This is a genomic window from Actinopolyspora lacussalsi (assembly GCA_030803735.1).
Lineage (GTDB): Bacteria > Actinomycetota > Actinomycetes > Mycobacteriales > Pseudonocardiaceae > Actinopolyspora > Actinopolyspora lacussalsi.
Map to the genome: position 1 here is coordinate 3,493,720 of JAURUC010000001.1, position 26,862 is coordinate 3,520,581.

The 26,862-nt window shown below is 68.3% G+C and carries 22 protein-coding genes; 3 read left to right on the plus strand and 19 right to left on the minus strand.

Features of this window, described 5'->3' with window-relative positions:
• Complete coding sequence (locus J2S53_RS15705) at positions 1 to 1,179, minus strand: metallophosphoesterase family protein (protein WP_456241608.1); 1,179 nt, start codon at positions 1,177 to 1,179, stop codon at positions 1 to 3.
• A 370-nt stretch (positions 1,180 to 1,549) separates the two neighbouring features.
• On the opposite strand from J2S53_RS15705, the gene J2S53_RS15710 reads away from it, so the two are divergent.
• The gene (locus J2S53_RS15710) at positions 1,550 to 3,349 is read left to right on the plus strand and encodes a glycoside hydrolase family 9 protein (RefSeq protein ID WP_456241609.1); all 1,800 of its coding nucleotides are present in this window, start codon (positions 1,550 to 1,552) and stop codon (positions 3,347 to 3,349) included.
• A 206-nt stretch (positions 3,350 to 3,555) separates the two neighbouring features.
• Here the strand turns inward: J2S53_RS15710 and J2S53_RS15715 are convergent, their stop codons facing one another.
• Positions 3,556 to 4,527: a bile acid:sodium symporter family protein gene (locus J2S53_RS15715; RefSeq protein ID WP_456241610.1), complete on the minus strand. Its 972-nt coding sequence runs from the start codon at positions 4,525 to 4,527 to the stop codon at positions 3,556 to 3,558.
• 315 nt (positions 4,528 to 4,842) lie between these two features.
• Here J2S53_RS15715 and J2S53_RS15720 point away from each other — a divergent pair, with 315 nt between their 5' ends.
• Positions 4,843 to 5,256 carry a hypothetical protein gene (locus J2S53_RS15720; protein ID WP_456241611.1) on the plus strand — a complete coding sequence of 138 codons (414 nt, stop codon included), beginning with the start codon at positions 4,843 to 4,845 and terminating at the stop codon, positions 5,254 to 5,256.
• A gap of 931 nt (positions 5,257 to 6,187) precedes the next feature.
• Here J2S53_RS15720 and J2S53_RS15725 read toward each other — a convergent pair.
• The 12 genes from J2S53_RS15725 to J2S53_RS15780 form a co-directional block, all read right to left on the minus strand.
• Positions 6,188 to 6,550, minus strand: a complete 363-nt coding sequence (locus tag J2S53_RS15725; RefSeq protein WP_456241612.1) for a DUF1048 domain-containing protein — start codon at positions 6,548 to 6,550, stop codon at positions 6,188 to 6,190.
• The gene (locus J2S53_RS15730; protein ID WP_456241613.1) at positions 6,547 to 6,876 is read right to left on the minus strand and encodes a PadR family transcriptional regulator; all 330 of its coding nucleotides are present in this window, start codon (positions 6,874 to 6,876) and stop codon (positions 6,547 to 6,549) included. Before J2S53_RS15730 ends, J2S53_RS15725 begins: the two co-directional genes overlap by 4 nt.
• A gap of 208 nt (positions 6,877 to 7,084) precedes the next feature.
• On the minus strand, positions 7,085 to 8,068 hold the full coding sequence (locus J2S53_RS15735) for a mechanosensitive ion channel family protein (protein ID WP_130468647.1): 984 nt from the start codon (positions 8,066 to 8,068) through the stop codon (positions 7,085 to 7,087).
• 223 nt (positions 8,069 to 8,291) lie between these two features.
• On the minus strand, positions 8,292 to 8,675 hold the full coding sequence (locus J2S53_RS15740) for a fluoride efflux transporter FluC (protein WP_456241614.1): 384 nt from the start codon (positions 8,673 to 8,675) through the stop codon (positions 8,292 to 8,294).
• On the minus strand, positions 8,675 to 9,148 hold the full coding sequence (locus J2S53_RS15745) for a FluC/FEX family fluoride channel (protein ID WP_456241615.1): 474 nt from the start codon (positions 9,146 to 9,148) through the stop codon (positions 8,675 to 8,677). The genes J2S53_RS15740 and J2S53_RS15745 overlap by 1 nt, the downstream gene beginning before the upstream one ends.
• A gap of 261 nt (positions 9,149 to 9,409) precedes the next feature.
• A complete protein-coding gene (locus J2S53_RS15750; protein ID WP_456241616.1) occupies positions 9,410 to 10,369 on the minus strand; it encodes a CPBP family intramembrane glutamic endopeptidase in 960 nt (319 codons plus the stop codon).
• A 306-nt stretch (positions 10,370 to 10,675) separates the two neighbouring features.
• Complete coding sequence (locus tag J2S53_RS15755; RefSeq protein ID WP_456241617.1) at positions 10,676 to 13,423, minus strand: M48 family metalloprotease; 2,748 nt, start codon at positions 13,421 to 13,423, stop codon at positions 10,676 to 10,678.
• Positions 13,424 to 13,466: 43 nt separating this feature from the next.
• A complete protein-coding gene (locus J2S53_RS15760) occupies positions 13,467 to 13,982 on the minus strand; it encodes a hypothetical protein (protein WP_456241618.1) in 516 nt (171 codons plus the stop codon).
• 235 nt (positions 13,983 to 14,217) lie between these two features.
• Positions 14,218 to 15,312 carry a hypothetical protein gene (locus J2S53_RS15765; RefSeq protein ID WP_456241619.1) on the minus strand — a complete coding sequence of 365 codons (1,095 nt, stop codon included), beginning with the start codon at positions 15,310 to 15,312 and terminating at the stop codon, positions 14,218 to 14,220.
• A gap of 203 nt (positions 15,313 to 15,515) precedes the next feature.
• A complete protein-coding gene (locus tag J2S53_RS15770; RefSeq protein WP_456241620.1) occupies positions 15,516 to 16,304 on the minus strand; it encodes a MerR family transcriptional regulator in 789 nt (262 codons plus the stop codon).
• A 119-nt stretch (positions 16,305 to 16,423) separates the two neighbouring features.
• A complete protein-coding gene (locus tag J2S53_RS15775) occupies positions 16,424 to 17,224 on the minus strand; it encodes an ABC transporter permease (protein ID WP_456241621.1) in 801 nt (266 codons plus the stop codon).
• Positions 17,221 to 18,252 (minus strand): ATP-binding cassette domain-containing protein, encoded by a 1,032-nt coding sequence (locus J2S53_RS15780; RefSeq protein ID WP_456241622.1) that lies wholly within the window; start codon positions 18,250 to 18,252, stop codon positions 17,221 to 17,223. Before J2S53_RS15780 ends, J2S53_RS15775 begins: the two co-directional genes overlap by 4 nt.
• Positions 18,253 to 18,499: 247 nt before the next feature.
• On the opposite strand from J2S53_RS15780, the gene J2S53_RS15785 reads away from it, so the two are divergent.
• A complete protein-coding gene (locus tag J2S53_RS15785; RefSeq protein ID WP_092978242.1) occupies positions 18,500 to 20,344 on the plus strand; it encodes an acyl-CoA dehydrogenase in 1,845 nt (614 codons plus the stop codon).
• A gap of 214 nt (positions 20,345 to 20,558) precedes the next feature.
• On the opposite strand, the gene J2S53_RS15790 is transcribed toward J2S53_RS15785, so the two are convergent.
• The 5 genes from J2S53_RS15790 to J2S53_RS15810 all read right to left on the minus strand — a co-directional run bounded on the left by J2S53_RS15790 (position 20,559) and on the right by J2S53_RS15810 (position 26,859).
• On the minus strand, positions 20,559 to 21,596 hold the full coding sequence (locus tag J2S53_RS15790) for a zinc-dependent alcohol dehydrogenase family protein (RefSeq protein ID WP_092978240.1): 1,038 nt from the start codon (positions 21,594 to 21,596) through the stop codon (positions 20,559 to 20,561).
• Between the two features lie 136 nt (positions 21,597 to 21,732).
• Positions 21,733 to 24,210: a VanW family protein gene (locus tag J2S53_RS15795; RefSeq protein WP_456241623.1), complete on the minus strand. Its 2,478-nt coding sequence runs from the start codon at positions 24,208 to 24,210 to the stop codon at positions 21,733 to 21,735.
• A gap of 165 nt (positions 24,211 to 24,375) precedes the next feature.
• Positions 24,376 to 24,696, minus strand: coding sequence for a GroES family chaperonin (locus J2S53_RS15800; RefSeq protein ID WP_092632434.1), 321 nt, complete (start codon positions 24,694 to 24,696; stop codon positions 24,376 to 24,378).
• Between the two features lie 83 nt (positions 24,697 to 24,779).
• On the minus strand, positions 24,780 to 26,648 hold the full coding sequence (locus J2S53_RS15805; protein WP_456241624.1) for an NHL domain-containing thioredoxin family protein: 1,869 nt from the start codon (positions 26,646 to 26,648) through the stop codon (positions 24,780 to 24,782).
• 64 nt (positions 26,649 to 26,712) lie between these two features.
• Positions 26,713 to 26,859 carry a PIN domain-containing protein gene (locus J2S53_RS15810; protein ID WP_456241625.1) on the minus strand — a complete coding sequence of 49 codons (147 nt, stop codon included), beginning with the start codon at positions 26,857 to 26,859 and terminating at the stop codon, positions 26,713 to 26,715.
• Positions 26,860 to 26,862: the final 3 nt, after the last annotated feature.

A 26,862-nucleotide genomic window follows, 5' to 3' on the forward strand; every position in this document is an offset into this window, starting at 1 on the left:
TCAGCGCTGGTCCGGACCCAGCGGCAATGGATCGATCGGCTGGTCGTTCGGGGTCATGTCGATGCCGAAGTCCCTGGCGAAGACCATGCGGGTGTCACGGATCATTCCTTCGACGCTCTCGTCGAGCTCGAACACCCGCGCTCCACGCAACCGGTGCTCCTCATCCCCGCCGAGCCCGTACGGGCCGAACCCGGTTCCGGAGGAGTAGCCGAGCAGCACCCCGTAGTAGTCGCCCACGTAGGAGTTCACGTGGTCGTGGCCGCAGAACACACCGCGCACGTCACCGCGCTGCTGGATCGCCGTGAACACACCGCTGTTGAACGGACCCGGACACTCGGCCTCGTTGCGCTCGCCGACGATTCCGTGCTTCTCGACGGCCCGTTCGTGATCGGCATCGGAACGGCCGTCCACACTGGAAAACCACATGAAGCGGTGCTCCCAGAGCGGGATGTGCATCCACATCAGGCCGGGGACCTTCCCGCCCGCCCTGCGTTCGAGGTGCCGTGAGGTCTCCGAGTACCACTGGATCTGGTCCGGGTGCACCCAGCCCCAGTCCGGATACCCCTGGAAGTCCTGACCGGCGATCGACTCGGGTGCGTAGCGACCGGAGTCCAGCAGCCACAGCGCGAACACCGGGCTGCCGCCGCGCGACCCGCTCACGGGCAGCACCATGTCGCCGGTACCAGTGACGTCGCGCGGGCCGCGTTCGTTCCGGTTGTGCCGGTAGGTCATGTAGAAGTCGAGCATGTCCTCCTCGGACATGCCGGAGAGTCGCTCGGAGTCCTCGTCGTGGTTGCCGAAGGTGATCGCCCACGGAATACCGCGCGACTCCATCGGGATGACCACGTTGTTGATGGCCTGCTTGACCTGCAGTGCGCTATCACAGCCCCCGGTGATTACATCGCCGTTGATCAACGCGAAGTCCGGTTTCTCGGAATCGAGCGTGCGCTCCATCAGCTCGATGGTGCGCCGGTCGGTGCGTTCGTCGTCCTGCGTGTCGTTGAACTGCACGATCCGGAACGTGCCGTCCGAGCGGAACCGCAGTTTCGGTTCCGGTGCCTCGAAACCGCGCCGGGCTTCCGCCCCCGCCATCGCCGGTGCGGCCACGGCGGCAGCGGTTCCCGCCCCGGTGGCCCGCAACAACGCACGTCGCCCGACAGTGCCCGTTTCCTCGCTCATGCCCGTCCCCGTAGTCCGGTTTCACCTCGACCCGGTCGAACCTAGGTGTGCGGGATGACCCCTCGATGGGAAACGCGGAAACGCCGGGTGAAAACCGCGTGCCCACCACGGCGTCGATTTCTCGCGAAATCGCCGGGCGAGGAGGAGGGCTTCGGAGCGGTTGGTCCGCGGGGAAACCCGACTCGGCTCCGTTCGGAGCAGTCATCCGGACGCGTCGGTCGTAACCGGCTACCGCGAACATCGGCACTCGGGAATTCACTCTTGCCATGATCCGACCACCGGCACCTAGCCTCCGAATAGGTATAGACCAAATCGGAGGGTGGTTATGTCAGGCATGGATCGCCGTCGTTTCCTCGCGGGTTCCGCGGCTGTGAGTGGCGGAACCGCGGTTGGTGCCCTCACCGGCACGAGCGCCGCCGCCGAACTCGGACCGGAAGCCGGCCAGGAACGAGGTCACGACCAGGTGCTGGTGCACGTGAACAACGTCGGCCACGACCCCGAATCGCCCAAGACCGCCGTGCTCGCGGCCGGGGACCGCGAACCCATCGCCTGGTGCTTCCTGGTCGACAACGAGACCGGCGAAATCGCTGCCCGGCGCAGGCCACATCACGCCGGCCGGGTCCGGGACTGGGGCGAGACCCACTACTGGACGGTCGACTTCTCGGAGTTCACGGTCGAGGGCGAGTACGTGCTGCGGGTCGGCGCCGGGAACCACACGCGCGGCGAATCCGTGCCGTTCCGGATCGAACCCCTCGCGCTGGAGCGGGACACGCTCTCCGACGTGGTGCACTGGTTCAAGTCGGCGCGCTGCTCGGGCCGGTTCGACCGGGCCGACCACTCGCTGCCCGTCGGCGAGAACGGCTCGGGAAACATCGACGCCCACGGCGGCTGGTACGACGCGACCGGCGACTTCGGCAAGCACTTCACCCAGCTCTCGCGGCACAGCTACTTCAACACGCTGTCCGTCCCGCTGACGGCCTGGGTGCTGTTCAAGGCCCACGAACAACTCACCGCACGGGACAACGAGGAGTTCACCCAGCTGCGCACCTGGTTGTGCGACGAGGGGCTGTACGGCGCCGACTACCTGAACCGGGTGAAGCGTCCCGAGGGCACCTTCTGCCACTCGGTGATGCAGCCCGGACCGCCCAAGGACCCGGCGCTGCGATTCCTGAAAACCACCGAACAAGACGGCGAGGTGCGGCAGGTCAACCACCGAGAGGGCGCGGGGGCCGCCATCGCGGCGCTGGCGCTGGCCAGCAGCTCCGACGACTCCGGTGAGTACGACTCCGCCGAGTACCTGCGCACCGCCGAAACGGCCTTCGAGTACCTGCGTGAGCACAACGTGGAGCTGACCAACGACGGCGTTGAGAACATCCAGGACGACTACAACGCGCTGATCGCCGCTGTCGAACTCCACCGGGCCACCGGCGAGCGCACCTACCGCGAGGTCGCCGACGCGCGAGCGGACAACCTGCTCGACCGGCTGAGCTCCTGGCGCTCCTATCGGGACTACTGGCGCGCCGACGACGGCGACCGCCCCTATTTCCACCCCTCCGACGCGGGACTGCCGGTGACGAGCCTGCTGAGCTACCTCGACATCGCCGACTCCGCGCGAACCGCGCGGGTGCTGGAAGTGGTGCGCCGCTCGCTGTCCTTCGAGATGTCGATCACCGCCGAGGTCACCAACCCGTACGGCTACGCGCGCAACCTGGTGCAGGACGGCACGGGCGACCGGCACAGCTCGTTCTTCTTCCCGCACGACGTCACCCCGCGTCCGGGCGACGAGTGGTGGCAGGGCGAGAACGCGCGGATCGCCTCGCTGGCCACCGCCGCCCGGCTGGCCGCGAAACGGTTCGACGGCGAGTTCGCCGGGCGGCTGCGGCGCTACGCGGCCGACCAGCTCGACTGGATCCTGGGACGCAACCCGTTCGGGGTGTGCATGCTGGGCGGCAGCGGCCGGAACAACCCCCGCTACATGTGGAAGGGCTCCTGGCAGTTCCTCAACACGGCGGGCGGAATCGTCAACGGCATCACCGGGGAGAACGCCGACGGCAGCGGGATCAGCTGGAATCGGGGATATGCCGAGACCGGCAAGGACTGGGACTGGCGCTGGACCGAGCAGTGGTTGCCGCACACCACCTGGTACCTGTTCGCGGTCAGCGTCGGATGAGAGCTTCACCTGTTTCGTAGCTGGTCGGGTAGCCGTCACGTGAGTCGGCGCCTTGCCGCGTTGGGCCGGCTCTTGAGTAGCGACCATCGCGAGAGCCGCACGGCAGAACCCGCGGCGGCGCCAACTGCGAGAGTGGTCGGAGTGCGGCACCGCGAACACCGCGGCCGCGTCAATTTCTCGCGAAATCGCCGCCGCCCCGGTGGGGGTCACCCGCGCGCGGGTTCGGTCGTCTCGGTGTCCGGGTCCTCGCTGCCGCTGGGCCTGCGGGACCAGAACGACGCCACCGCCGCACCGGAGAGGTTGTGCCAGACGGAGAACAGCGCGGCGGGCAACGCGGCCAGCGGGGTGAAGTGCGCGGTGGCCAGGCTCGCGGCCAGCCCGGAGTTCTGCATCCCGACCTCGACGCCGATGGCGCGGCGGGACGCCTCGTCCAACCCGGCCAGCCTGGCCGCGCCGTAGCCGAGCAGCAGCCCGAAGGCGTTGTGCAGCACCACCGCCAACAGCAGCAGCGCACCCACCGAGGCGAGCGTGCTCGCGTTGGCGCCGACCACTGCCGCCACCACGACGACGATGCCGAGCACCGAGACCAGCGGCAGCAGCGGCAACACCCGCTCGACCAACCTCGGCAGCGCCGCACGGATCGCGATGCCGAGCACCACCGGAATCAGCACGACCTTGACGATCGACCAGAACAGGCCGATGAAGTCCACCGGCAGGCTGGAACCGGCCAGCCACAGCACCAGCAGCGGGGTGAGCAACGGAGCCAGCAGGGTGGACACCGAGGTCATGGTCACCGACAGCGCGACGTGCCCCCTGGAGAGGTAGACGACCACATTGGACGCCGTGCCGCCCGGGGTGGACCCCACCAGGATCATGCCCGCCAGCAGCGCGGCGGAGAAGCCGAAGGCGCTGCCGATGGCCCAACCGGCCAGCGGCATCACCAGGTACTGCGCCACCAGCCCGATCAACACCGCCCACGGCCTGCGCAGCACCAACGAGAAGTCCCGGGCGCGCAGCGTGAGCCCCATGCCGAACATGATCACACCGAGCAGCGGGGTGATGGCGGGGGAGAGCGTGCTGGTGGCGCCGGGAAGCAGCATCCCCACGACACCGCCCAGCAGCACCAGCAACGCGAACCAACTGCCGACGAAATCCGCGGCGCGACGCAGCACACTCATGTCGCCGAAACCTCCCCACCGTGAAAGCGCACCACGGCCGGGCACCGTTCGTCGGGCTCGACCGAGAAATCCACGACTTTCCTAGCAGGGCGGGTGACCGGTGTAAACGCCGATCCCGATGCGCGGAAAGCGACGAGGCTCACCCCGTGGAAAACCGTCCGATCCGCCACGGTGCGGAATTCGATTCGTGCTCGACCGGTGACCGATCGAGTGGAAATGTCCTTCTTTCGGGGCTGGTGCGGATGCCGACGCGGGGGATCGGCGGCATGCTGATCTCGTCGCAACGGTTTCGAGAGGAATTCGGTCGAGGAAGAGATGAGCACACCGGCCCGCAACTCGCCCTTCGTCGGGCTGCACTGGGGCACCATCGTGGCGCTGGGGATTCTGGGACTGATCCAACCGGCGCTGGGCATCCTCCGGGTCTACGAGACGCTGGGCAGGCCCTGGAGCCCGATAGCGGTCACCGTGCTCGTCGCGGCGGTCTGGGTGGCCGTGGTGGTGCTGCGCAGGACGGCGCGTCCGGTGCTGACGCTGACCATCGTCGGCACGCTGTACGGGGTGCTGACGATCGTGCTCAACTGGATCGTGTGGATCGTCTTCTACGGCAGCACGGCGCCACTACCCGGCCCCACGATCGCCAGCATCGTGCTGGCGAACCTGCTGGGCGGCGCGCTGCTGGGGCTGCTGGCGCTGGTGATCCTGCGAATCATGAGCAGGCGGGGCCATTGATCGCGCGGTACGCCGCTCGGGATTTTCCGAGCGGACTGCCGGAACACTTCGGCGAAACCCGTCGTTGATGCTCACCGGGAACGCCCCGAGCACTGCCGACCAGCGGGTCCCCCTTCCGGTCCCGCGTGGACCCGTAAGGCTGTGAGCCCCCTCGATCACGGGGAGCGCCGCTGACGGCACACCTCTCCCGTGGTCGTGGGGGAGGTGAGACAGCTTTGGTTTCGCTGCCGGGGTTCGTTCATCCCCGCAGGGGAAACGGCGGGGGTTGTCTCGCCGGAACGATTCAACCGACAGCCGGATTCTCCGTATACCGGAATTGTGACTTCGGAGCTCACCCCGCGAGCCGGATTAAGGGCTCGCCGGTCCGGGGGTTACGCGCAGCGCGGCGATGATGGGCCGATAATGCGCGAGCATGAGTGCCAGGGCTTACCAAGTACGGGGCCGGGTCCGCCTAGATCCCGCATTGCCTGACACGCGGACTTCACCCGCTCTAACCGGGGGCAAACGGCTGTGAACCGTCTCCAGGACGTATCCGACCCGTGACCTGCCTGGATCGGCCACGGCGGAGAGCGCATTCCGTGCTACACTCGGCACTGTTATTTTTCATCTTGGCGGATTGAATATAACACGGTTGACCTCCGGTGATCACCGGGGGTCTTCTCGTATCTCACGTTCCGTGCACGGCGAGGCGGGCGAACGAAAACGCCCGACCGGAGCGTTCCGGCCGAGCGTTCCGAACAATTCACGACCGCCGGGAATCGGCGATCGTGTTTGGCGCTCCTCGAATTCGTCGTTTCGCGGAGCGCGTTCGTCGTTCGCCGCTGTCAGGCGAAACGGTTGGTCTTCACGGCGTCGAGGAATGCCGAGCACTGTGTACCGGTGACGGTGAAGTACCCGGCGACACGGCGAACGAATCGCGTGCGCGGCTACGTCATCGGCCGGTTCGCTCTGCCTCGATCGCCCGCTCGATGCCACGGAGCAGCCGCTGCCGCTCCTTGTCGGGGGCGTAGCCGCCCTTCGTGTAGTTGCGGGCGAACTCCTCGACGAACTCCGTTGGCTCGTCCCCGACCAGCTCGCGGATCGGCGTTCCGTCCGACGCGGCCCGCTCGAACAGCTCGGCGAGATCCTCGAACTCCGAGATCGCGCTCTCGTTGTCGGCGGGAACGAAATGCATCAGGTACCGCTCGATCGCCTCGACCGCCGTGCGGTAGTCCTCGGGAAGTCGCCTGATGCGCGCCTTGTACTGCCGGTAGCGCCGCTTGTCTCCGATCAACTTCGAGACAATCATAATCATCTGCCCCCTTCGCGGAGCTGTTCGAGACGTTCGGAAAGGAATCGCCAGGCCGTCCAGAATTCTTCGAGGTATTCCCTGCCCTGGTCGTTGAGGGAATACACCTTGCGCGGCGGACCTTTTTCCGAGGGAACCTTCGTCACGTCGACGAGGCCGCGCTTCTCGACCCTGACGAGCAGCGCGTAGACGGTGCCCTCCGCGATGTCGGAGAACCCCTGGTCCCGCAACCACGCGGTGATCTCGTAGCCGTACGCGGGTCGACCGGCCAGGATCGCGAGGACGACACCTTCCAGCGTGCCCTTGAGCATCTCCGTCGTCTGCTTGCCCACGGCAACGCCCCTCTGTCTACTCAGTGATACTGACTACCAGTAGATAGTAACACTGAATAGCGAAGTGGCAAGCCCTCGCGACGAGGGGAACCCGGACCGGACACGAATCGAGTCCCCTCCCGCGGTCGGGAAGGGACTCGATGAGTCCGGGATTGGACTTCGCGGTGAGCGAGTCGGTGCTCTTCGGCGCGACAGCGCGACCGAAGAATCAGCCCTGCTTGACCGCGCCCATTCCGTTGCTGGGCAGCACCGGGTAGGCCACCCGCACCCCGGCCTGGTCGAAGCTGTGCTTGAGCCGGGCACGCAGCGCGCGGCCGAGCGCCCACTGCTCGCCGGGCTTGACCTTGACGATGATCCGCACGGTCACCGAACCGTTGCCGATGCCGATGACCCCGCTGAGGTCGGGCTTCTCCAGGATCTTGGAGCGGAAGTCGCTGTTGGCGGCGAAGTCCTCGATGGTCGACTCGATCACGCGCTCGGCGTGGGCGATGTCGACGCTGTAGTCCAGCGGGAGCTCGATGACCGCGTTGGCCCAGTCCTGGTTCATGTTGCAGACCCGCATGATCTCGCCGTTGCGCACGTACCACAGCCCGCCGTTGAGGTCCCGGATCTTGGTGATGCGCAGCGTCACGGCCTCGACGGTGCCGACGGCGTCGCCCGCGTCGATCACGTCACCCACGCCGTACTGGTCCTCGACCATCATGAACACGCCGGACAGGAAGTCCTTCACCAGGCTCTGCGCGCCGAAACCGATGGCGAGCCCGAGCACGCCCGCGCTGGCCAGGATCGGCGCGAGGTTGATGCCGAACTCGCCGAGGATCATCACGAAGGCCACGCCGAACACGATCGTCGTGGCCACGCTGCGCAGCACCGAACCGATGGTCTGGGCGCGCTGCTGCTGCCGTTCGCCCGCGTTGTCGGTCTCGGCGCCGTTGCGCCCGACGAGATTCCCCGCCCTGGCGGTGGCCTGGTTGATCCGCTGGTGCGAGCTCACCATCCGCCGCACGCCCTGGGTGATCACCCGCCCCAGCACGGCACGCAGCACCACCGCCACGAGCAGGATGATGACGACGTTGACGAATCCGGAGAACAGCGCCCCGGAATTGTTGTTGAACCAGTTCACCACCGGATCGGTCACGCTCGCCGCGGGCGCGGCGGCGAAACGCGTCGTGGCATTCGCGGCGATCAGCAACGAAACGACCTTTCTCGCGTGTGAGACAGCTGTGACGGCTCGCGCGACTCACCCGAACAGCGGAGCGCGGCACCTGAACAGAGGAGCGCATCCTGAGCCGTTTTCACGATCGAGCGGCGTTCATCCTGCCAAGGACATCACGAAATGGCAAAAACCGGTATCGCCGCACCGAAAACCGGATTCACCACGCGAAAAGCGAACATCCACCGAAGTCGGGCGTGCTTCAGAGCTGCGCGAACAACGCGACGGTTCCCAGCCCGAGCCCCGCTGCCGCCACACCACCGAGAACCGTCCCCAGCACGTACCGGGCAGCGTGCGAACGCGCGCCGGAGGTGTAGAGCCGGACGGTGTCCTGCCCGAACGTGCTGAACGTGGTCAACGCGCCGCACAGCCCCACCACCAGCAGAGTGCGCAGACCGGGGGAACCGAAACCGTCGAACACGGCAGCACCGCCCGCAAACAGCGCGATCAGGAACGAGCCCACCACGTTGACCGTGAACGTGCCCCAGGGAAAGGCGGAACCGTGACCGCGCCGCACGCCCAGGTCGATCCCGTAGCGCAGCACCGCGCCCGCCGCTCCGCCGAGCGCCACCAGCAGCAGGGTCATCACGACTCCGTTCCAGGGGCGGTGTCGGGGACGTTGTCGGGGGCGGCACCGGGACCGCGTCGCCGCGCACGCGCGACGACCGTCCTGGCCAGCATCGCGCCGCAGATCACCGCGGGCAGCGCCAGCAGCACCGTCAGCAGCAGGTACAGCGCGGCGTGGAGCGGCTGTCCGGTGGCCAGCAGGCCGCCCGCATCGGCCAGATAGCTGGAGAAGGTGGTGAAACCACCCAGCAACCCGACTCCGAAGAACGGCCGCAACAGGTGGTGTGGCTCGCCCGCTTCGAGGAACACGGTGAAGGCACCGATGACCAGACACCCCAGCACGTTGACGGTCAGGGTGGGCCAGACGGCACCGCCGTCGGCGTGCGGCAGTGCGAGCGAGACGCCGTAGCGCAGCGACGATCCCAGCGCTCCGCCGAGTGCGACGGCGGCGAGTACCCGCGACCGGTGCGCGATCAGGGCGTTGGGCAACACGGACTCCCTACCCGGAGGTTCTCGAACGGGTAGGGACCGTCGGCGAAGCGAACCCCGCGGTTGGTTCCGGCGGGCCCCACCGCCGGGATCCGCTCGCGCGGACCACGGCCAGTGTAGCGATCCGGAGCGCTAGAACACCTCGGAAAGCGACGTGACACACAGCGGAACCGACGAACAACGGGACAGTCGGACTGACTCACGGCGAGGCGCTGACTCACGGGGGTACTTACTCACGGGGGTACTTACTCACGAAGTGCTCGCTCAGGACGGCGTGGGCTCGGCCGCGAAGCCCGAACGACGGCGGCGGTAGGCCAGCACGGCGATCACCAGCAGGCAGAGCAGCACGACGGTGGTGGGCAACCCGCCCTCGATGCCGAAGGCACCGCCGTTGAGCAACGCGCTGCCGCCCTCGGCGGGGCGCGTGTCGGCGAGCGTGGCCGTGAGGTTCATGCCGGACACCTCGACGCCGTAGACGTTGCCCTGGCACCAGTTCCACACCGTGTGGAAGGCGCACACACCCCACAAGCCGCCCTCGGCCAGCGCCCAGTACGCCAGCACGAACGAGATCAGCACCAGGTTCAGCAGCGGCAGCGGACCGAAACCGGTATTGAGGCCGTGCAGCAGGGTGAACACCACCGCCTGTGAGACCAGCGCGGCCGTGAGCCCCCACTTTCGCCAGGTGACCTGCATCAGGTAGCCGCGGGTGAGGATCTCCTCCGTGCTCGCCTGCACCACGAAGCCCAGCAACGTCAGCGCGAGCACGCCCACGATCGCGTAGCCCGCCCCCGAGCTCTCGAACACGAGTTGGTCCGCCGCGACGTTGCCCAGCACGAGCACGCTGATCGCCAGCAGGGCGACCCCCGCACCCAGTGACGCGGAACGAACCGGACTCCGGGAGGGCAGGAACCCGACGCTGCCGAACGGCCTGCCCTCCTTGAGCGGCAACCACAGCACCAGCCCCAGCACGGAACCGATGAATCCGCAGGTCAGGGCCACCTGAGAGGCGAGACCGAGGCGCATGCTGGTCAGGAGGGACAGATCACCGGTGAACACCACCGCCATCGCGAAGGCGATGGCGCTGACGATCTGCCCGAGCACGAAACAGCCGAGCACCACCAGGATCCCGACCACCGCGCCGGTCGGGCGGCGTGCACGCAGTATTCCCCGGAGCAGCGGGGATGCCGGGCGGGTTGCTCCGTCTACGGCTTCTGAAGTGTCCACTGTGCCTCAACCTGGATCGGGAACGCGGTGACGACATTGTCCCGTGGAGCGGCGAGGGACGGGAAAGCACCGTGCCGGTCGTGTCGGACGGCTAAACCCACCGTTCGCACACCAGCACTGCGGGAAGACGTGATCACGGGTACCGACCGAAGAAAATACCCCCGGCGCGTGCTGAGCACTGGCTGACCGGGGGCTACGTCCGACAGATAGCGCTCGGACGGGGGTGGATGCACAGGCCTGAACGAGTTCCGGATGACCGGGCCGTTGTGAGTCGAAAACGCGGCAGCGCCGAGCACGAAGGGCGTGTCAACACGCCTCCAGCACCCGGTCCCCGTACTCGGTACACCAGAGGTCGATCAGCTCTTCGAACAGTCGGACTCCCCGCGCCAGCGATTCGACGACTTCGAGCAGGGCTTCCCGGTCGAGCGTGCCGGTGTCGAGCGCTTCGACGAGCCGCCGCGCGGAGTCGTCGAGCGTGCCCAGCGCCTCGCCCCAGGTCTCGGCCCGCCGACTGTCGGGTGGCTCGGGGAACCCACCGGCCTCGGTCACGGCTTCGGCCAGCCGGACGGAGCTCCCGCGCACCTCGCGCACTTCGGCGTTCGACCTGATGTCGTCACCGAGCTCGACCGTCGCCGAGCTCACCGCTCGGAGGTGTCTCGCGCCTCCGCGCCGGAGCCAGACACGTCCGGGCTCGGTGCCGCTCGCCGACTCGGTGCTCTCCGACCCGTTGCGCTCCGCTTCGGCCACCGGGACCGACGATTCCTCGCCGGTACCGGGCGCGTTCGGCAGGGCCAGCACGACGACCGAAGCAGCCGCGATGACCACCGCGACGATTCGCCCCGCGCGACCGGATTTCGGTATCCCCGCACCGACCGGTGTCCGGACGATCTTCGGTGCGCGGGCGCGGTTCCACCTCCGCAGCCCCCGGCGGACGGTGCTGCCGAGCAGATATCCCACGAGGGCCGCGACGGTTCCCTCCACCGTGACGACGCCGAGCACCGTCGCGGCGTACTCGCCGCTCGTCGTTCCCGGACACCGGGTCGCCGTCGCGTGCAGCAGCGGCACGCAAGCACCGAGGCGACCGAACGCCCACATCGCGCAGCTGACAGTCAGCCCCGTGGTCGCGGCGGCGAACAGCGCGTGCGCGAAGCCGGACCTCCGGAACAGCACGGCGGCGACGACAGCGGCCACGGCGAACTGCACGGCAACCGCTCCCGCGAACTCCCACCCGGAGAGCACCGCCCGGAACGCGTCGGTGCTCCGCTCCGACAGCGGGACGGTGCCGCGCATCGCCGCCTTGACCGCGAGATCGAAGACCAGCCACACCGCGGCACCGAGCAGCCCGCTCAGCAGCGCGAATCGAATCCGCGTGCGGTGCGCCAGCAGCAGCGGAACCGCCCACAGCAGCACCAGGCCCGCGCACAGCGCCAGGTTCCGGGCGCCGAACCCCATCACCACGGGATTCCACGTCGCCGAGAGCAGCGCGTGATCCAGGCCGGTCCACCCCGCCTCGGCGGCGAAACCGGTGATCGAAGCACCGAACTGACCGAACACGGACGGTGCCGGGCTCAGGCTCTCGAAGAACGCCCACAACTCCAACCAGGACCAGCCGATCAGCGACACGGCAGTACCGATGGCGGACCAACCGACAGCTCGGCCCCACGCGAGCCGGTTGCGATGCAGCAGGAGCGAACACCGGTGCACCCACCGGGACAACAGCACGAGCTGGACGGCGAGCAAACCACCCGCGAGGAGGACGACGGCCCCCGGAAGCGGATCGCGAAGGGTGGGCAGCGAGAGTCGTTCCCCCAGCAGCGCACCGACGACCACACCGACACCGATTCCGGCCGGGTAACCCCGTGCCCTGCCGCCGGCCCTGGCGACCGCCGCCCCGCGCACCGCCGCGAAACCCACGAGCAGCGCGACGAAGACTCCCCACACCGCGCTCAGCGACCGGAGAACATCGAGCGGCGCACCAGCGGTGACGATGGGTATGGCGAACTGGACGAAGCCGAGCTGCAGCACGACCCCGGCGGCGAAGTACTCACCGACTCCGGGCCGGAACAGCGCGGTCGGATCGGCGAGTGCGGCGACGCGGCTCGAAGGAGTCGGATGCCTGCGCAGCCAAACCGGTGGCCATCGGGTCACCGTGCCCGACAACGCGGGTAGGCACAGGCTCGGGTCCGCAGAGCCCAGCCAGGCCGAGACCCGCACGTCCGCGTGGTGCTCCCGCGTCCGCAGCAGGGCGTCGCGGAACAGGTGGACCAGCAGCACCAGACCGGCTACGCGCCAGGAGATATCGAACGAACTCCGAAACGAACCGTCCTGCCAGGACACCCACAGCAGGCCAACCGCCATCGGCGCCAGAGCCGTGAGCAGGAAAGACCGCCACACCGCCAGGGCGAAGTAGGTGGTCGGCACGTCCCGGTCGCGCACGTGCGCCAACTCGTGCAGCACCACGGCTCGGAACGACGCGGGATCGGTCCGGAACAACGTCAGCAGCCCCGCATCGAGCCGGACGTAGCGCCTGCGCCCGTCGCCGAAGGCGAGCCCGCCCGCACGCGGGTTGAGCGGATCGACCAGGAAGACCGGAGCGCGGGGTAGTCCCGCCTCGGCCACGAGACTTTCCAGGTACGCGGCCAGCTCCGGGCTGTCGGCGGAACGCAGCTCCACCAGCCGCTGCCGCCGGATACACCACCACGGTTGCAGCCGGTAGAGCAGCACCGCGACCGCGAGCATCCCCAGCAGCGCCAGAAAAGTCCACAACAGACGATCCGACATGCGCTCCGCGAGGCATCCGGCGAAACCGTCGTAGCGCTGTTCGGCATCGGGCCGTGGCAGGGGATGCTGCCCCGGGTAGTACCCAGAACGCACCTGGCACCGTTCGAACTCGCGAAACCAGCCGGCCAGGCCGGAAGGCAGCAGCACCCAGTGGATCGTCGCCGCTGTTCCGAACGCCAGGGCGATCAGCGAACCGAAGTGGACCGTGGTGCCGCTCGGAGTCCGCAGCCCCGCCACGGAAGGCCGCGTGCTCCGATCCGTACTCGTTACCACCGGGATCTTCCGAGCGGGTTCATGCCCCGCGACGAAGACTCCATCAATCGGTCCGGTCGAGGGAGTCCACGATGGCGCCGACGAGCAGTCGCACCCGGTCCTCGGACAGGCCGAGTGCCCTGGCGCGGGCCTCGGCGACTTCGCGCACCCGCTCCCGCTGCTCGTCGGTCAGCGGCCCCGCCGTCAACGATTCCGCCGTCAACGATTCCGCCGTCGCCGGTTCCGTAGTCGACCCTTCCGCCACGGTCCCGTCGTCGCTTTCCACTTCGGCACGTCGACGGAACCTGGCGCGGATCCGGGACAGCACCCGGTCACCGCCACGCACCACCGCGTCCCCGGCTCTGTCGACCAGCTGGTCGTAGATCGCGGCGGCCACCGCCAGAGCAGCAGGGGACAGCAACGCCACCACGGTGTCGATCCCGGAGCCGAGGGCTTCGTCGCCGCGCCGCCGAATCGCCGTCGCCCGTTCCGGATCGCGCAGGAACTCCTCGCTCGCGGCCTCGAAGAAGGGCAGTTCCTCGGGCGCCAACGACTCGACGACGCGACGCGCCGTGGTCACCGTGAACTCCCGCCGCTCGTCTTCGCCCACCAGTCAGCCCCCAGCAACGTTCAGCCCGGGAACCGATTCTCATCGACGACGACTCGCACTGTCACTCGGCCGTTCGGATTACGTGTGCGGAGAATCGCCGACGAAGCACAACGGAAACGCGGAAAGAATCGGACGGAACAACGCGACGATTCACCGATGTCCGGAAGAGACGACACCGATCTTCCTGAGCACGGGACAACCGACCCTACTGATCGTCGGCGGTGAAGTACCGGGGTTCGCACAGCTCGGAATCCGCCAGTCCGTGCTCGCGACACCAGGTGCGGGCCTGCTCCGGACCGTCGAACGGGCCGGGATGGAACAGGACGGTACCGCGCTCGGTGGACCGCTGTGCCACCGTAGCGTTGATCTTCTCCTCGAGACGTTGGGCGTACCGCCCACTCGGCCTGCCTGGAGGCAGGGTGATCAGCTCGGCGCCCCAGATCCCGTCGACGGACCCGAGGGCCCCGGCGGCGCGCAGCCGGTCGTAGAGCTCCAGCATCCTCGGCGAGTGGGTGCCGGGCTGTTCGATAGCTCGCTGGAGGGTGCGCGTGTGCTCGGCCGCGCACTCTTTGAACCCCGGATGTCCGGACTCGCCCAGCGTGGTCGAGACGACGCCGCTGACGGTGACGCCGTGACGCCAGGGTTGCATCAGCACCAGATCCGGAATGGTCAGTACGTTCCCGGAGTCCTGCTTGAGCCGCACGTCGACGGTGTAGATCGTTCCCCAGCCGGTCGCGCCGGTGTCCCCATCCGGGCCGATGCTGAGCAGCACGCGTTCCCTGGACTTGCCGTCGAGCTCGTACAGCACGGACTCCCGCACCGTGCGGGACTTCAGCTCTCGCGGAATGCGGACGTCGTAGGCCGTGGTCACGAAGACTCCCCCACTCGCTTGGCACGGGCGGAGCTGCTGCTCGGAACGCACCACGACCTCGATCTCGGTGACCAGCGCGGGCTGATCGCCACGGTTCTCCAGCAACACGTCGACCGCGGCGGCGTCGACGAGCTCCGTCTCGTGAAAACCGGTATCCGGATTCTTGTTCGTCTTCTCCACATCCCCCTTGGTGGTCACCCGGTACTCGGCCACCCCCAGGTCCGGCTGGGTCGCCACCTCGTTGGCCCGGCGAGCCTCGAACAGCGCCAGGATCCCGGCCACCGCCCCGGCGGCGGCCAGCACCGATCCGACCGCCACCCACACCCGCCGCAGCCGCCACCACACTCGCGCGACATCCGAATCCGACGAGGGGGCCTCGGCGTCCGTTTCCGGCTGTTCCGCCTCGGAACGCCGGTTGCGCCCGGCCACCCGTCGAATCCGTCGTCCCGTCCGCTGCCGCCTGATCACACCGTCCCCCGGAGAATCGCCAGTCCGATCGCGGTCACCACGACCGGAACACACCACCATTCTGATAATCCCCGCGGTGGTGATCACTCCGCCGAACTGGTGTATCTCCTGCCGAACTGACCGTGACACCGACGGCTCGGCGCACCGCTACCCCACAGCACCGCTCAGACGTCGGACCGCTCGGCGCGCTCGGCGTTGGCCAGGATCGCGTCGTGCACGAACCGGGCACCACCGGTACCCACCTCGCGCTCGTAGGTGGCCGTGAAGCGCTCGTCGGCCAGATACATCTCGGCCAACGAACGCTGCATCCCGTAGGAGCACTCGTAGAACCAGCCGGTGATCAGCCCCCGGTGCCGCTCGGCCAGCTCCATCGCGCGGGTACTCGTGGCGGACTCGCCGTCGGCGAGCGCCGCGGCGAACTCCCGGTGCAGCTCCCGCTGCTCCGCGGCCATGCGGGCCCAATCGTCCTTGGTGTAAGAGGCCGTGCGGCGCCGCGACTCCCGATAGGGCTCGGTGCCGCCCCAGCGCCGCTCGGCCTCCTCGGCGTGTTCGTCAGGATCGAACCCGCCGAACAGTTCGAACTTCTCCTCCTCGGAGAGGTCGATTCCCATCGTGTTCGCCTCCAGTTCGAGTTCCACGGTGGCGAGCGTCGCCCGCAGCCGAGCTATCCGCTCGGTCAGCAGGCGGTGTTGCCGCCGCAGCTGGTCGGTGGGGTCACCGCCGTCGAGGATCTCGGCGATGTCGGTGAGGCCGAACCCGAGTTCGCGGTAGGCGAGGACGCGCCGCAGCCGTTCGAGATCCGCGTCGGAGTACTCGCGGTGCCCCGCCGTGCTGCGCCCGCTCGGCGACAGCAGTCCGATCTCGTCGTAGTGGTGCAGCGTGCGCACCGTGACTCCGGAGAGCCGCGCCACCTCGCCGACACCGCGGCCCTTCCCCGCTGCCGAATGACCCATGTTCGTTCACCTCGCCGACCACCCTGCTCCCTCACGCGGCGTGAGGTTCAAGTACGAGTTCGTCCCCGGTTCCAGCGGGCCCGACCGCACCGCTGCCGGGGAACGTCGAGCGGTACCGGTCACCGGCTGGCCACCCGCCGGTAGCGCGCCACCGACAGCGGGACGAACACGGCGATGATCACCAGCGAGGAGCCGACGGCGTAAGGGACGACGTGCTCGGCGGGCCAGCTGCTCGGTGGCGGCATCCCCACCCGGATCGGATTGCCGAACAGCTCCCGCAGCGCGTCGGCGTTGACCGTGATCGGGTTCCACCGCGCGAACACCCGCAGCGGCGTGGGCATCGACTCGGCCGAGACGAAGACCGAGGATATGAAGGTCACCGGGAACAGCCACAGCAGTCCGGCGCTCTGCGCCACCTCCACGGTGCGCGAGATCAGCCCGATGAAAGCCCCCACCCAGGACATGGCGAACGAGAACAACAGCAGCACCAGGTAGCCGGTGAGCACGTCCGTGGGGTCTCCCCGCAGCCGCCAGCCGATCAGCAGGCCGCAGAGCGACATGATCACCACGGACAGCAGGCTGACCGCGAGATCGGAGCTGGTGCGGCCCAGCAGCACCGCCACCCGCGACATCGGCAGCGCGCGGAACCGGTCGACGATGCCCTTCTGCAGGTCGTTGGTCAGGCCGATCACGGTGAACGAGGAGTTGAAGGCCACTGTTTGCACGAAGATCCCGGCGATCAGGAACTCCCGGTAGCGACCGCCGCCCAGGCTGCCGCCGAACACGAAGGCGAACAGCAGCACGAACATGATCGGCTGCACGGTTCCGGACAACAGCCAGTCGGGATTGCGCTTGATGTTGAGCAGGTTGCGCCAGGCCACCACGGAACTGTCCCGCAGGCTCGGTGGAACGACGGTCACTCTCGGCCTCCCCGATCCGCGCGCTCGGCGGTGGCGACCCCTTCGGGCTCGGCGACATCGGCCGTCCCGCCGTTGCCGGACGCCTCGGTGGGCTTACCGGTGAGGCTGAGGAACGCGTCGTCGAGGGTGGGGCGGTGCAGTCCCACGTCGTGCACCTCGATCCCCGACTCGCCCAACCGGCGTACCGCCTCGATCAACGACTTCGAGCCGTCGTTCACGGTCACCTGCAACCGGCGGCTCTGCGCGTCGACCCGCGGGGTGTCGGAGCCGATCCCGGCGAGCACCTCGGCGGCGGTGTCCATTTCGGTCGTCTCGTCGACCACCAGCTCCAGGCGTTCGCCCCCGACCAGCGCCTTCAGCTCGTTCGAGGTGCCGTTGGCGATCACCCTGCCGTGGTCGATGACCGCGATGGTGTCGGCGAGCGCGTCCGCCTCCTCCAGGTACTGGGTGGTCAGCAGCACGGTGGTGCCGTCGTCGACCAGTTCGGCGATGAGCCGCCAGGTGTCCATCCGCCCGCGCGGGTCGAGCCCGGTGGTGGGCTCGTCGAGCATCACCACCGGGGGTCTGGCCACCAGCGCGCCCGCGAGGTCCAGGCGTCTGCGCATCCCGCCCGAGTACCCCTTGGCGGTCCGGTCACCGGCCTCCCGCAGTCGGAAACCGTCCAGCAGTTCACCGGCGCGCGTTCGCGCGTCCGGGCGGTTCATGCCGTAGAGCCTGCCGACCATGTAGAGATTCTCGCGACCGGTGAGGTTCTCGTCCACGGCGGCGTACTGCCCGGAGAGACCGATGGAACGCCGCACCGCGTTCGGCTCGGTGAGCACGTCGTGCCCGGCCACGGAAGCGCTTCCGGCGTCGGGACGCAGCAGGGTGGTCAGGATGCGCACGGCGGTGGTCTTGCCCGCCCCGTTCGGCCCCAGCAGCCCGAGCACCCGCCCCTCGCGAGCCGAGAACTCCACCCCGTCCAGCGCGCGGTTGGTACCGAAGTTCTTGACCAGTGATTCGGCGTTGATCGCCGTAGCGGAGGTCATCGCGGGAGCCTCCATCCGCTCGGGTGGGATACGTGGCAACTCTAAGCGGGGCGGCCGTGTCACGCGCGACCGCACGCGGCCGAGAGCTCCCGAACCGGCCGTTGAGCCGGGAAAAGTGCCGACATTCGTGTCTTACGTCCGGTCTTTCCTTGGCAGAAGTTACTACTAGGTAATATACTTGGGTTACCGATGAGTAAGGGCGTGGTGCCTGGCCCGCCCGCACGATTCAGCACGAGGGAGCCACGCCATGGGCCACTACAAGAGCAATATCCGCGACCTCGAATTCAACCTCTTCGAGCTGTTCGAAGTGCAGAATCGGCTGGGCAAGGGTGCGTTCGAACAGGCCGACGAGGACTCGGCCCGGGGCGTGCTCACCGAGCTGAACACCCTCGCCACCGGCCCGCTGGCCGATTCCTTCGAGGAGGGTGACCGCAACCCGGCCCAGTTCGACCCCAAGACCGCCTCGGTCACCCTGCCCGAGGGGTTCAAGAAGTCCTACCAACAGGTCATGGACGGTGAGTGGTGGCGGCTGAGCCTGCCCGACGAGCTGGGCGGCTACGGCATCCCGCCGTCGGTGCAGTGGGCGGCGGCCGAGCTGATGCTGGGCTCCAACCCCGCGATATTCATGTACATGGCCGGGCCGAGCTTCGCCACCATCCTGTGGGAGAACGGCACCGAGCAGCAGCAGCGCTGGGCCGAGCTGATGATCGATCGCGGCTGGGGCGCGACGATGGTGCTGACCGAGCCCGACGCCGGTTCCGACGTGGGCGCGGGCCGCACCAAGGCCGTCAAGCAGGAGGACGGCAGCTGGCACCTCGAAGGGGTCAAGCGCTTCATCACCTCGGGCGACCAGGACATGACCGAGAACATCATGCACCTGGTACTGGCCCGGCCCGAGGGCCCGGGAGTGGAGCCCAAGCCCGGCACCAAGGGGCTGAGCCTGTTCCTGGTGCCGAAGTACCACTTCGACGACAGCACCGGTGAACCCGGCGAGCGCAACGGCGCCTACGTCACCAACGTCGAGCACAAGATGGGGCTCAACGCCTCGGCGACCTGCGAGGTCACCTTCGGGCAGCACGACGCCCCGGCCAAGGGCTGGCTGCTGGGCGAGGTGCACGACGGCATCGCACAGATGTTCCAGGTCATCGAGTACGCCAGGATGATGGTCGGCACCAAGGCCATCGGCACCCTGTCCACCGGCTACCTCAACGCGCTGGAGTACGCCAAGGAGCGGGTGCAGAGCGCCGACATGCCGCGCTCGACGGACAAGACGGCACCCCGCGTCACGATCACGCACCACCCGGACGTGCGGCGCATCCTGATGCTGCAGAAGACCTACGCGGAAGGGCTGCGTGCCGTCTACTGCTACACCTCCGACTACCAGGACCGCATCGCGCAGGCCAAGACCTCCGGTGAGGACGTGAGCCTGTACGAGCAGATCAACGACCTGCTGCTGCCCATCGTCAAGGGTGTCGGCTCGGAGCGGGCCTACGAGATGCTCACGCTGTCGTTGCAGACCCTCGGTGGCTCGGGCTACCTGCAGGACTACCCGATCGAGCAGTACATCCGCGACGCCAAGATCGACAGCCTCTACGAGGGCACCACCGCGATCCAGGCGCAGGACTTCTTCTTCCGCAAGATCGTCAAGAACAACGGTCAGGCGATCGGCCACGTGGCCAACGAGATCCAGCGGACCCTGAACTCCGCCGAGGCCGACGAGCGGCTCAAGGAGGAGCGCGAGCTGCTCGGGCAGGCGCTGGACGACGCGCAGGGCATCCTCGGAGCGCTGTTCAACTTCGCGACCTCCGCGCAGGAGGACGTCAACGAGATCTACAAGGTCGGCCAGCAGGCCGTGACCCTGCTGATGAGCATGGGCGACGTGCTGATCGGCTGGCTGCTGCTGCGCCAGGCCGAGATCGCGCTGCGCGCGCTGGACGGCGGGGCCACCGGCAGGGAGGCTGCGTTCTACAACGGCAAGGTCGCCGCGGTCCGGTTCTTCGCCAAGAACGTGCTGCCGGAGCTCTCCTCGCGGCGGAAGATCGTGGAGAACACCGACAACTCGCTGATGGAGATCGACGAAACCGCGTTCTGATCCCCGGATCGCGCTCGTGACGACTCACCCGCGCCCACCGGCACCACCGGGAAACCCGGCGGGACCGGTGGGCGCGGTTTCGTCCGTTCGGTGTCTCTCGGCGCGGCGTAAATTTCCCACGAAATCGCCGCGCGGGACGGCGGATACGACCCCGGGCCCCGTCAATTTCTCGCGAAATCGCCGCGCCCGGGAACCGGCAACGCACTCCTCGAACTCAGCTCGGGTCGACGAGGACCTTCAGTGCTTTCCGGTCGGCCATGTCGCGGTACCCGTCCGGAACACCGTCCAGTTCGGTCCGCTGGTCGAACACCCGACCGGGGTCGAGCTTGCCGTAGAGCACGTCGGGAAGCAGCTCGGGGATGTAGGCGCGGGCGGGGCACACCCCGCCGGAGATGCCGACGTTGCGCATGAACATCTCGCGCACGTCCACGCCGTCGCCCTCCTGCGGGACGCCGACGTAACCGACCCGGCCGCCCTCGCGGGCCAGCCGCAGCGCGGTTCGCAACGAGTCGCCGGTGCCGACGCACTCCAGCACCGAGTGCGTGCCCTCGCCACCGGTCAGCTCGCGGACGCGTTCCACCGCCTCGTCGCCGCGTTCGGGCACCACGTCGGTGGCGCCGAACTCCACGGCGAGGTCCGTCCGATCGGTGTGCCTGCCCATGACGATGATGCGCTCGGCACCGAGCCGGTTGGCCGCGAGCACCCCGCACAGCCCGACCGCACCGTCGCCGACGACGGTGGCGGTGCCGCCGGGACGCACCCCGGCGGAGACGGCGGCGTGGTGTCCGGTGGGAAGCACGTCGGCCAGTGTCAGCAAACCGGGCAGCAGCTCGCTGTCCGGCTCCACCGGCAGGCGGACCAGGGTGCCCTCTGCATGGGGAACCCGTACCGCCTCACCCTGGGCACCGTCCGAACCGGGCGAGCCCCACAGGCCACCGTTGACGCAGGAGGTCTGCAGTCGCTCCCTGCAGTAGGTGCAGTGGCCGTCCGACCAGGTGAACGGCGAAACCACCAGATCACCGGCACGCAACCCGTCGACCTCGGAGCCGGTTTCCTCGACGATCCCGACGAACTCGTGACCGATGCGACTGCCCGCGCCGTCCCGCTCCATTCCCTTGTAGGGCCAGAGATCGCTGCCGCAGATGCAGGTGAGGCTCACCCGCACGATCGCGTCGGTGGGCTCGGCCAGCACCGGGTCGGCGACGTCCTCGATCCGGACGTCGCCCGCACCGTGTATGACGGTGGCGCGCATGAAACCACTCCGTTTCGGATGGAAACCTTCCATCCCGTCACACGTATGGAGTAGTCGTGGGATTCCGGCGAACCGGCGCACATCCGCGAAACGTGCGGCATCACACCCGGCGCGCTCCCGGAGTGTGCTCGGGCGACTACTCCTCGCCCTTCTTCTTCGCGCACTCGACGATCGGCTGCGGATCGTAAACCGTCTTCTGCCGGTCCCTCGTCACCTCGCCGGTCTCGAGATCCTTCCTGATCCGCGTGTTCTGAACCGTGAACCCCTTCTTGCCGCTGGTGGCCACGCACTCCTCGTCCGCGGGCACGGTCACCTTCTCGGGTTCGGTGACGTCGGTCTTGTCGCTGGTCTCGGACTTGACCTCGTACTGCTTGGTCCCCCAGAAGGTCACGCTCACCGACTCGGGGGTCCACGCGGTCTTGATCAGGATCCCGCTGTCGGAGACGTTCTTGAACTTGACGTCGATCACGCTGGTGCCGTCGGGACGCTGGAACACCGTCGCTTCCCGCCCCATCGGGTAGCGGCTGATGTAGTAGCTGTGCGCCTTGTGCTCCACGTCCTTCATACCGGCCAGGTAGGAGGCGTTGTAGAGCGTGGTGGCGAACTGGGAGATGCCACCGCCCACGGCCTCGTCGGGGCGCCCGTCCTTGATGATTCCGGAGGCGATGTAGCCCTGTTCCTTCTGGCGGACACCGGTGTGGCCGTTGAGGCTGAACGTCTCACCCGGTTCGACGAGCGCGCCGTCGACCTCCTGGGCGACCCGTTTGATGTTCACCCCGGAGTTCTCGCTGAACCCACCAGTGGTGAAGGTACTGACCTTCTCCTCGATACCGAGCTTCTTGGCCTGTTCGGTCGTCAGCTCCGCCGGAACGTCCTTGTATACCGCCTCGATGGTGTCCGAACCGGACTTGGTGAGTTTCTCCCGCAGCGGCTCGAACGTCTTCTTCCAGTCGATGCCGCGTCCGGTCTCGGAGGGCTCGACGGTGGGTTGGCCGTCCTCGAACACGAAGGAGGCGCTCTCGCCCTCCTTGAGGGTGGACTTCAGCTGCGGCTTGACGACATCCCTGGCCGCGGGCACGTCGAGATGCCAGTTCAGACCACCGGAGTCGTTGGGTTCGAAACGCAGCGCCGCGGCGATGTCGGCGGGCGCCAGGGTCGCCTGCACACCGTCGCCGTTGACGGTCACCGGCCCCGAGACCGCGGGACGGGCGACCCCCTCCAGCGCCCGGCGCACACCCGCCTCGTCGGTTCGGACGTCCTTCTTGGTGTAGGGCAGCGAGACCGGCTGGTTGCCCACCCAGTCGCGGACCACGACGTCCATCGCCCGATCCATGTCCACGTTCCTGCCGGTGACGGGGAAGACCGGTACCGGTTCGGAGCCCTCGAACCGGATGGTTCCCTCCACCGGTTCGCGATGCAGGTCGTTGTGCACCTGCTTCAGCTGCGCACGGAGCTTCTCCCGATCCACGTTGCTCTCCGGGGTCACCTCGCGGGTGGTGAAGAAGGAGGTCAGCCTCGTGATCGGGTTCAACGGCTGTGAACCGGCCTTGTCCAGTGTGGCGTCCCAGTCCATCGAAAGCCCGGCCGCCTGGGGCTCGATGCTGCTGGTGGCTTTGCCGACCTGGAGCTGGATGGGCTCGCTGAGCGAATCGTCGAGCCGGGAACGCAGCTCGCGCTCGGCCGCCGCTGGATCGAGCCCGCCGACGTCGACACCGGCCACCGTGGTGCCGCGCGGCACCTGCCCACTGCTGAATGCCAGATCACCGATGTAGAGCAGCGCCAGCACGCCGATCGTGATGCCGGCCGCGAGGCCGGCTCGAAGTAAGGACTTGTTGTTGGGAAGACCGCGTCGGAAACGCGAGCCGCCCGACTCGCCCGGAGAACCCGATTCGTCCACGTGCATTCCGAACGGAGGCTGCTGCGGATAGCCGGTCGGCGTCCCGAATCGCTGGTCCTGCCCGTACGGGGCCTGTTGGGGCTGCCCGTAAGGGACCTGCTGGGGTTGCTGGTAGCCGAACCCAGCGGTCGCGTTGCCGCTGTAGTGCTCGGGCGAAGCCGGTACGTAAGAGGTGGCGACCGCGCCGGGGTCGACCGGCCGCACGCTCTCGGTTACGGCGGGAATCGTGTCGGTGCGCTCGGTGTCCCCCTCGAAGGGGACCGCCGTCGTCTCCTCCGCGATCGGAGGGATGACATCGGTACTCTCGGTGTCCGACTCCGGAGGGACACCGTTGCCGGTGCCCGTTCCCGCGGCACCGGTACTTCCGGTACCGGTCCCCGAGTCGGCGGAACCGCCGGTGGCGGAGTTCCCGGTGGCGGAACCGCCGGTGGTGGTGCTTCCCGTTTCGGTGTTCGCTGCCGCCGCGGTCTCCGATCCGGCGACGCGCGGCGGTGTCATACTCGGTTTCGTGCTCCGGCGGGACTCGTCGACGGCCTCGTCGTCGTCCGATCCTCCACCGGCGGCCGACTCCGACGTCCCCTCGGCGGCCGCGCCGCCGCTCGAAGCACCACTGCCGCTCAGATCACCGGTGAGAAACTGAATCCGCTCGGTCGGTTCGTCCGCTCGCCGATCCCGACCGCCCTCGGTGCGATCGGGACGTTCGTGGTCTTCCGGCACCGCGTCCCCTTCTTCTCGGTCTTGCGGCGGGGTCGGCGGCACGCTCGGGCCTGCCGACCGGCATCACCGGTACAGCCCGGCTGGGGAGGCCTCACACGGCTTCCGAACTGGTATCACGTGCGCCACAGCACACAGCGGCCACGCCGAACCGGACACGCACCTCGGTCAAAGATACAGACCGGTACCCTGCTCGGTCCGCTCGGAGGCGACGGCGTGCAGGTCCCGCTCCCGCAGCACCACGTAGATCTCGCCCTGCACCTCCACCTCGTACTGCTCCTCGGGATTGAACAGCACCTGATCCCCGGTTTGGACACTGCGCACGTGGCTGCCCACACCGAAAACCTCGCCCCAGAGCAGGCGTTTGGCCACCTGGGCGGTCGCGGGTATCACGATGCCGCCGCTGCTGCGACGTTCACCGGACTCTTCGGAGACCCGCACCATGACCCGGTCATGCAACATCTGGATCTCAAGCTTGGCATCGGTCACCCGGAAAGTTTACGCGTCCGGTCGAGTCCGCCGAAGGCGCAGGGTAGGCCGCCGAGCCGAGCCACGGAACCGCGACGAGCCGGTCACTGCTCGTCCATACCACCCATGACCAGCGGCAACCGCCGGCTGCCACCACTGTCGAGCCGGACCGGCACTCCCCAGTCCTGCCTGGTCAGTCGACAAGCCGGATGCTCGACCTCGGAGTCGTCGTCACAGCTGGCCGCCTGCGCGACCACGTGCAGCACCCCGTGCTCGATCCCCTCGGCCAGCACGAGCCGCCTGCTCAGCTCCGTACCGACACCGGCTCCCTCGACCAGCAAGTCCTCCGGGGAGGAACTGATCTCGAGCCGGGTGGAAGGGCCGTAGCGCTCGTCCAACTTCTGCCCGGGTGGAGGGTCGAAAACCACGGTGAGCTCGACCTCACCGGGACTGATCTCGGTCGCCGGGCGGTTGACCCGCTGGGACCCGCCCTCGATCAGCCGCGCGGTCACCCCTGGCGGCACCGGGCGTTCCAGCCGGTGCGCGGTGCTCGCCGCGACCACCAGCTCGCCTTCGGATGTGGTGGCGCCGGACGGCTCGGCGACACCGGTCGCCAGCGTCGAGACCTCCCCGGTGGCTGGTTCGTAACGCCGTACCGCGCCGTTGTAGGTGTCGCAGATCGCGACGGTGCCATCGGGCAGCACCGCGACACCGAGCGGGTGTTGCAGCAGCGCATCCGAGGCGGGGCCGTCGGAGTGGCCGAAGTCGAACAGGCCCTTGCCGATCGCGGTGTGCACCTCGAAAGCGTCTGCCGCGGGCTCCACCCAGCGCAACGCCGAGGTCTCGGCGTCGACGAACCAGAGCCGCTCCTGCTCGCCCGCCTCCGCGACGGCGAGGCCGGAGGGCTGGGCGAAGAACGCCTCGGTCGCCGGGCCGTCGCGCAACCCCTCCACGGTGGTGCCCGCGAACCGGGTGATGCTCTCCGCCACGGGATCGAACAGCCCGAGGGTGTGGTTCCCGGCCATCGCGATGACCACACCGCCCGCCGGTTCCCACCAGGTCACGTCCCACGGGCTCGTCAGCGCCGTTCGCGACGCCGCACCGGAGTCCGGCTCGTCGCGCCACTGCGCACCGGTTCCCGCGACCGTGACGACCGCGCCGTCGGCCAGCCGCAGCCCGCGCAGCAGGTGATTGACCGTGTCGGCCACCACGACATCGTAGCCGACCCGCGCCGCGACCCGCTCGGGCAGCAGCGCCATGCCGCCGGGCTCGCTGAACGAGGCGAACTCGGCGTCCCCGTCGGCGTCGCCCCTGCGACCGGTTCCGATGCGCCGCAGCGGGGTCTCGCCGTCCGCCGCGAACTCGACCAGCGAGTGTCGCGCCGAGTCCGCGACGAGCAGGGTTCCCCCTTCCAGACCGAGCACCTTCGTGGGGAAACGCAGCGTGGTCTCCGGCTCCGGGGCCTCGACCCGGGGTTCGGCACCACGGTGGAGGGTGCCGCGCCGCTCGTGCTCGGGCACGAGCTCGCCGAGTATCCGGCGCAGCGCCTCGACGTGCCCCTCACCGGCAGCCTGGTGCACCACGTAGCCCTCGGGATCGATCAGTACCAGGGTCGGCCACGCCTTGACCGCGTAGTCGCGCCAGGTCGCCAACTCCGGATCGTCGAGCACCGGGTGGTCCACGCCGTAACGCTCCACGGCGGCGGCGAGCGCGTCCGGGTCCGCCTCGTGCTCGAACTTGGGCGAGTGCACGCCGATGGTGACCAGTTCCTCGGCGAACTCCCGCTCCAGCGGGCGCAGCTCGTCGAGGACGTGCAGGCAGTTGACGCAGCAGAACGCCCAGAAGTCCAGCAGCACGAACTTCCCGCGCCGCTCGGCGAGTCGTGGTGTGGTTCCACCGGTGTTCAGCCAGGCGCGCCCGGAGGGTTCCGGGGCTCGGACACGGGCACGGCGGTTCTGCTGCGAAGTACTCACGTCCCCAGTCAACAACACCCGAACGGCGCGGTGTTCCGCAGGAGAGGTGATCCTGAGTCACGTCTCACTGTTCGTTCGGTGGATGCGGCGTCTCGGTCAGCTTGGGGCATACCTTCGCCAGTTTGTGGTCAGTGGTCAGTATCCGAAGCCCGAGGTGCTCGGCCAGCGCGATGTAGAGCGCGTCGAGCAGCCGCACGTCCGCGCGCCGCATTCA

Bases quoted from the DNA above. Each gene is read 5' to 3' on its own strand.
- J2S53_RS15720 (WP_456241611.1), top strand. From the start codon at position 4,843: ATGAGCACACCGGCCCGCAACTCGCCCTTCGTCGGGCTGCACTGGGGC.
- J2S53_RS15740 (WP_456241614.1), bottom strand. From the start codon at position 8,675: ATGACCCTGCTGCTGGTGGCGCTCGGCGGAGCGGCGGGCGCGGTGCTG.
- J2S53_RS15725 (WP_456241612.1), bottom strand. From the start codon at position 6,550: ATGATTATGATTGTCTCGAAGTTGATCGGAGACAAGCGGCGCTACCGG.
- J2S53_RS15705 (WP_456241608.1), bottom strand. From the start codon at position 1,179: ATGAGCGAGGAAACGGGCACTGTCGGGCGACGTGCGTTGTTGCGGGCC.
- J2S53_RS15785 (WP_092978242.1), top strand. From the start codon at position 18,500: ATGGGCCACTACAAGAGCAATATCCGCGACCTCGAATTCAACCTCTTC.
- J2S53_RS15790 (WP_092978240.1), bottom strand. From the start codon at position 21,596: ATGCGCGCCACCGTCATACACGGTGCGGGCGACGTCCGGATCGAGGAC.
- J2S53_RS15810 (WP_456241625.1), bottom strand. From the start codon at position 26,859: ATGCGGCGCGCGGACGTGCGGCTGCTCGACGCGCTCTACATCGCGCTG.
- J2S53_RS15770 (WP_456241620.1), bottom strand. From the start codon at position 16,304: ATGGGTCATTCGGCAGCGGGGAAGGGCCGCGGTGTCGGCGAGGTGGCG.
- J2S53_RS15715 (WP_456241610.1), bottom strand. From the start codon at position 4,527: ATGAGTGTGCTGCGTCGCGCCGCGGATTTCGTCGGCAGTTGGTTCGCG.
- J2S53_RS15780 (WP_456241622.1), bottom strand. From the start codon at position 18,252: ATGACCTCCGCTACGGCGATCAACGCCGAATCACTGGTCAAGAACTTC.